General features: G+C 47.6%; 5 protein-coding genes and 1 pseudogene. 5 read left to right on the top strand and 1 reads right to left on the bottom strand.

Going from position 1 to position 6,066, the window contains the following annotated elements:
• Positions 1–235: pseudogene (locus tag L5M38_RS12450) on the top strand (IS4 family transposase); the annotation flags it as partial.
• Positions 236–340: 105 nt separating this feature from the next.
• On the opposite strand, the gene prlC reads toward L5M38_RS12450, so the two are convergent.
• Positions 341–2,380 carry an oligopeptidase A gene (gene prlC, locus L5M38_RS12445; RefSeq protein WP_263179297.1) on the bottom strand — a complete coding sequence of 680 codons (2,040 nt, stop codon included), beginning with the start codon at positions 2,378–2,380 and terminating at the stop codon, positions 341–343.
• 269 nt (positions 2,381–2,649) lie between these two features.
• On the opposite strand from prlC, the gene L5M38_RS12440 reads away from it, so the two are divergent.
• From L5M38_RS12440 to L5M38_RS12425, 4 genes are all read left to right on the top strand, one after another.
• A complete protein-coding gene (locus tag L5M38_RS12440; RefSeq protein ID WP_263179296.1) occupies positions 2,650–3,441 on the top strand; it encodes a hypothetical protein in 792 nt (263 codons plus the stop codon).
• Between the two features lie 168 nt (positions 3,442–3,609).
• Positions 3,610–4,176 (top strand): hypothetical protein, encoded by a 567-nt coding sequence (locus tag L5M38_RS12435; protein WP_263179294.1) that lies wholly within the window; start codon positions 3,610–3,612, stop codon positions 4,174–4,176.
• A gap of 146 nt (positions 4,177–4,322) precedes the next feature.
• The gene (gene gorA, locus L5M38_RS12430; RefSeq protein ID WP_263179292.1) at positions 4,323–5,678 is read left to right on the top strand and encodes a glutathione-disulfide reductase; all 1,356 of its coding nucleotides are present in this window, start codon (positions 4,323–4,325) and stop codon (positions 5,676–5,678) included.
• A gap of 182 nt (positions 5,679–5,860) precedes the next feature.
• Positions 5,861–6,061, top strand: coding sequence for a DUF1656 domain-containing protein (locus L5M38_RS12425; protein WP_105250710.1), 201 nt, complete (start codon positions 5,861–5,863; stop codon positions 6,059–6,061).
• Positions 6,062–6,066: the final 5 nt, after the last annotated feature.

Raw genomic sequence — 6,066 nt, 5'->3', positions numbered from 1 at the left:
ATCGGTCCATCCCAATCAACTGAGTTTTCGGGATGCGGCGAGTTATATCATCTTCAAGTTGACACAACTGTCATCACAAACACCGGGGAATGTCCCGAGAGACGTATTGGATATAGAACGAAATGCACGGCAATTTAAGCTGGATGGTAAACGGGAAAGGGCATATCCACGAGTCCTTAAAATGAGCAAAAACAAGTTCCCGGTTAGAGCAAAGAAAAATGCCGTTCACTCTTAAGTGAACGGCATTACCCTAAGGCGTCTTTTTATCGTTCGATTAAGCTAAATACCCTCAAATAATCATCCCATTAAAATGGGCTGATTTATCAAAACGCACAATTGCTTATGCAGCAATGCCTGAATGTCTTAACAGGGCATCGATATTCGGCTCGCGCCCCATAAACTGTTTGAACAAGTCCATCGGCTCGGCTGAACCACCCATTTCGAGGATATTGTGCAAGAAGCGACGACCCGTTTCAGGGTTAAAAATACCTTCCTCTTCGAAACGGGAAAACGCATCCGCCGACAGCACTTCAGCCCATTTATAGCTGTAATAACCTGCGGCATAACCGCCCGCAAAAATATGGGCAAAACCATGTTGGAAACGGTTAAAATCCGGCGGCGTTAATACGGCCACCTGACGACGCACTTCGTCTAAGGTTTCTTGAATGCGCGCGCCTTTAGCTGGGTCGTATTCGTGGTGCATTCTAAAATCGAACAACGAGAACTCGAGTTGGCGCAGCATCATCATGCCAGACTGGAAGTTTTTCGCCGCCAGCATTTTATCTAACAAGGCTTTAGGTAATGGCTCGCCCGTTTCGAAGTGGCCAGAAATTTCGGCTAATGCTTCTTCCTGCCAACACCAGTTTTCCATAAATTGACTTGGTAACTCGACCGCATCCCAAGGCACACCATTGATACCCGACACGCCTGCAACATCGATTTTGGTCAGCATGTGGTGGATACCATGGCCAAATTCGTGGAACAGGGTTGTCACTTCATCATGGGTAAACAGCGCAGGTTTGCCATCGACCGGACCATTAAAGTTACAGGTCAAATAAGCCACTGGCTTTTGTAATCCATTGGCGGTTTGACGGCGCACACGGCAGTCATCCATCCAAGCACCACCACGTTTACCTGTGCGGGCATATAAATCGAGGTAGAAACTGCCTCTGTGTTCGTCAGTTTCGTCGAAAATATCGAAGAAACGCACGTCTTTATGCCATCGGTCAAAATCCTTTTGCTCAAGGATTTTAAGGCCGAACAAACGCGATACTGTGTAGAACAAACCCGAGAGCACTTTATCTTCGGGGAAATACGGACGCAGGATTTCCTGTGAAATCTCATACTTATGCTGCTGCAACTTCTCAGCATAGAAACTTAAGTCCCAAGAGGCCATTTCAGTCACGCCATATTCGGCCTCAGCAAACGCTCTCAGCTCAGCCAGTTCTGCCTTAGCTTGATCCTTTGAGCGCAGCGCTAATTCATTTAAAAATGCCATCACCTGCGCCGGCGTTTCAGCCATTTTCGTCGCTAGGGATTTGTCAGCAAAACTGTCAAAACCGAGTAACAATGCGAGTTCGTGGCGCAAAGCAAGAATTTCGTCCATCAGCGGGCTGTTATCAAACTCTCCGGCATTGGGACCTTGATCTGAAGCGCGAGTGACAAACGCACGGTAGCATTCTTCCCGAAGACTGCGGTTTTCGCTGTAGGTCATGACGGGTAGATAAGAGGGAAAATCTAAGGTAAATAACCAACCTTCTAGCTCACGCGACTGCGCCATCGCTTTAGCGGCGGCTTTGGCAGACTCAGGCAAACCAGCAAGCTCAGCTTCATCAGTGATCAACTTAGTCCAAGCTTGCGTCGCATCCAGTAATTGATTCGAAAAACCACTGGTGAGTTCAGAAAGACGTTTTACAATCTCGCCATAACGCACTTTTTGCGCGTCATCTAAGCCAATACCCGATAGTTCAAAGTCGCGCAGGCTGTGCTCTATCACCATCTGCTGGGCTTGGCTCAATTGTGCAAATTCATTGGATGTTCGCAGCGCTTTATAGGCTTGATACAAACCTTGGTGTTGGCCAACGTAAGTGCCGTATTCCGATAAAAGAGGTAAACAAGCATCATGGGCGGCACGCCACTCATCTGTGCTAGTCACTGAATTCATATGAGAAACGGGCGACCAAATTTGGCTTAGCTCATCGTCAACCTGTTCTAATGGCGCGACCAAGTTGTCCCACGTAAAAGGACCTTGATTTTGCAGCACTTCATCAATCTTAGTGCGGCACTGAGCAATGGCATGCTCAACGGCGACTTGAATATGTTCCGGTTTAATCTGTGAAAAAAGCGGTAATTTTGCGCCGCTAAGCAAAGGGTTGCTCATATTGACTCCTCAACAATCTGTATCTGTTATAAATAAGGGCTAATGGCCTATTTATCAAGGCGAGAAAACCGATTGTCCCCTTCGAACGCCTTACTTAACCCTATTTCCCCTGAAAAAAAGTGAACTAGTTCGCATTTAGGATTTACGTTTTATTTACCTACACATTGTTGCAATCTCGATCGCAAATCGAATCAATTCGCATTAATGTTTGTATATGGGAAAGGTATTATCTGCATAACTAACGTACCTCGACCAAAATCAGCAAAAATATGGCAACACACTCAGTGAAACTTATCGCCAGCGTCCTCTGCACATTAGGGATCAACTGCCTTAGTCACAACGCAGTTGCTAATGAGGGCCTAGAACAAGTCGATAGTATTTCAAACACCATATTACCCCGCCAGATAACAGAACCTTTGGCGGTGACGCTGGATTTAGGTTGGGACAGCAAATATGTCTCACAGGGTCGCAATAACTTGCAAAATGGGGGTATTTATTGGCTCAATGCTGCCGTTCAACACGGCAACTTAACCACTTATGCCTTAGTCGGACGCGGTGATAGCCAAGCCTATACAGAGTGGAATATCGGCCTTGAATATGGGTTCAACTTAGCCGAAAACCTTGAGGCCAATCTGGGATATCAGCGCATTGAAGGCTATAGCAATAGCCGCTGCCAAGATAACGAGCTATTTGCCGAACTCGCTTACACCGCTGAAGCTTGGCTAATGCCATCGATGAGTTACGTCTATTCAACCGAAGCTGCGGGTTACTTTGTTGAAGTGAGTGTACACAGTTATTGGCATGTCACAGATCAGCTCAGCCTCACGCCATACATCACTCAAGGGGTTGATTTTAAATACCGCACAGAAGAACACGATGGCCGCAATAACTTGCAATTTGGCCTCGAAGCCAGTTATCAGCTGTCATCCTACATGAGTATCGATGGTCACATCAGCCACAGCATTGCCCAAGGAGATATTGAGCAAGAAGCGATGGCGAATGGCGATATGAGTTCGCAAGATGAGACCTATGCCGGCATCCACTTTGCGATGACGTTTTAACTCCATTCTTAGCGCCGTGGTTTTTAGCTCAGTGTTTTGTAGCGCCGTATTACAACCTTCCTCTGTCAATTTATCCCGCTCCATTTGGCAAAATAACGCTCACTAACTACACTCAAAACGTCGACGGAACGACTCACCATTCATATCGATTTTGCCGAGGAACAGGGAATGTTAGCCCAGCACTGCTACCTTATTCGCACCACAGTTATTGCCTTGCTTCTGCTTTTTACCCCAATAATGAGCTCGGCTGACACACGGCAACGGCTTGAGCCTGAACCGAGTCTAGAATCCTTAGCGCAATCGACACAAACCGCGCCTTTGCCCCTAGGTACCTTGCTCGATAGTGAGGGCAAACCGATTAATCTGCCTAACCAAGTGCAAAGCAGTTTCGAGTATTCGGCTCCCACTCTCACGCCGACAGAGCCGTCCAAAGCCACTAAATCAACGAAAGACACGCAATCGACCAAAGCCGCTAAGAGTAAAAAACTCAGTCGCAAGCAACAACTTGCCAGCCGTGAACACGTAGCCAATGACCCCAACTGCCGCTGGCTCGATAAACGTATGGATCAGCTAGAGTCCCTACTCGGCGACAAGCAAGATAACGCTGCTAAACATCAAGCCGACGAACTCAGCGCCCGCCAAAAAGAGTGGCAGTGTTTGAAATGTGGTGCAGAAGGCCCAGCTCAAAACGATCACTCTAAGTGCCAATATCGCCGCGAAACAGCCACGCGATAACAACTGAGTGCAGCTTTAGTAATATTTTTATTAAAAGCAATGCCTTATACGTTAGTGATGCAATAGGCTGGTCTGTTACCACAAAGCCCCCTACAATGACCTTCTGCTGTAAAGCATCTCATCCTTGAAGTAAGACGGAGAAACTCATGGCTCAACATTTTGACTATATCTGCCTAGGCGCAGGCAGCGGCGGTATCGCCTCAGCAAACCGAGCGGCAATGCGTGGTGCTAAGGTTCTACTCATCGAAGCCAAACACGTGGGTGGCACCTGTGTAAACGTAGGTTGTGTGCCCAAAAAAGTCATGTGGTATGGCGCCCATGTTGCCGAAGCGATGAACCTTTACGCCAAAGATTATGGTTTCGACGTCACTGTTAATAAATTCGATTGGAACACTTTGGTCGAAAACCGCGAAGCCTACATTGGTCGTATTCACGATGCCTATGGCCGTGGTTTTGCCAACAACAAAGTGACGCTGTTAAATGGCTACGGCCGTTTTGTGGATGGCAACACCATCGAAGTGGACGGCGAACATTACACCGCCGATCATATCCTTATCGCCACTGGCGGCGCACCGACGATTCCGAACATTCCTGGCGCGCAATACGGTATCGACTCCGATGGTTTCTTCGCCCTACGCGAGCAACCTAAGCGTGTTGCCGTTGTTGGCGCGGGTTATATCGCTGTTGAAGTCGCTGGCGTGTTACACGCTCTGGGCAGTGAAACTCACTTATTAGTGCGTAAACATGCGCCGCTGCGTAACTTTGACCCCATATTAGTCGATGCTCTCGTCGATGCGATGGCAACCGAAGGCCCAACATTGCACACCCATAGCGTGCCAAAAGCAGTGGTTAAAAATGCCGATGACAGCCTGACATTAAACTTAGAAAACGGTGAAAGCATTACAGTCGATTGCTTGATTTGGGCAATTGGCCGCTCACCTGCAACAGGCAATATCGGCCTAGAAAATACCGAAGTGCAATTAGATAACAAAGGCTATGTCATCACTGATGAGCAGCAAAATACGACTCACAAAGGGATTTACTGTGTCGGCGACATTATGGCGGGCGGCGTAGAGCTCACTCCTGTTGCGGTTAAAGCGGGCCGTTTGTTGTCCGAGCGTTTATTTAACGGTATGACAGATGCCAAAATGGATTACAGCCTGATCCCAACAGTTGTATTCAGCCATCCACCTATCGGCACTATGGGCTTGACCGAACCTGAGGCCCGCACTCAATACGGCGACGATAACGTCAAAGTGTATACGTCGACGTTTACCTCAATGTACACAGCCGTTACGGCCCATCGCCAAGCCTGTAAGATGAAGTTAGTCTGCGCTGGCAAGGACGAAAAAGTCGTCGGTATTCATGGTATTGGTTTTGGTATGGACGAAATCCTTCAAGGTTTCGGCGTCGCCATGAAAATGGGCGCGACTAAGGCCGATTTCGATGCGGTCGTTGCTATCCACCCCACGGGCGCGGAAGAGTTTGTTACTATGAGGTAGAAGCGATTTTCGCTTTGATTTCATCATATTTAGGGCCAGCTTATGCTGGCCCTAATTGATCACAGATAGCATAAAACCATTAACTCTCACGCGACTTTCCTATAATCTCGACTGAGTACTTTGCATTTTAAACACTTAGTGCGGTTATCGCTGCGCCACTGTCATCGGGGATGAATAGCGTAATGCTTAAAGAACTCGCGTTCGATGGTTTGTTATTTAGTCCATTAATTATATTTATCCCCTTAGCTTTTCTGCTTTCCTGCATCACTCGCTGGGTACTCTATCAAACTGGGCTCTATCACAAGCTGTGGCGCGCAGCTTGGTTCGAAGTTGGGCTGTTTATCTGCTATCTGGCTTTGGTCATTTACTTGCTTGGGAGTTGATTGTT

Source organism: Shewanella sp. SM101 (assembly GCF_025654465.1).
Lineage (GTDB): Bacteria > Pseudomonadota > Gammaproteobacteria > Enterobacterales > Shewanellaceae > Shewanella > Shewanella oncorhynchi.
Note: the sequence above shows the minus strand (reverse complement) of the source record. Positions and strands in the feature narration are given on the sequence as shown.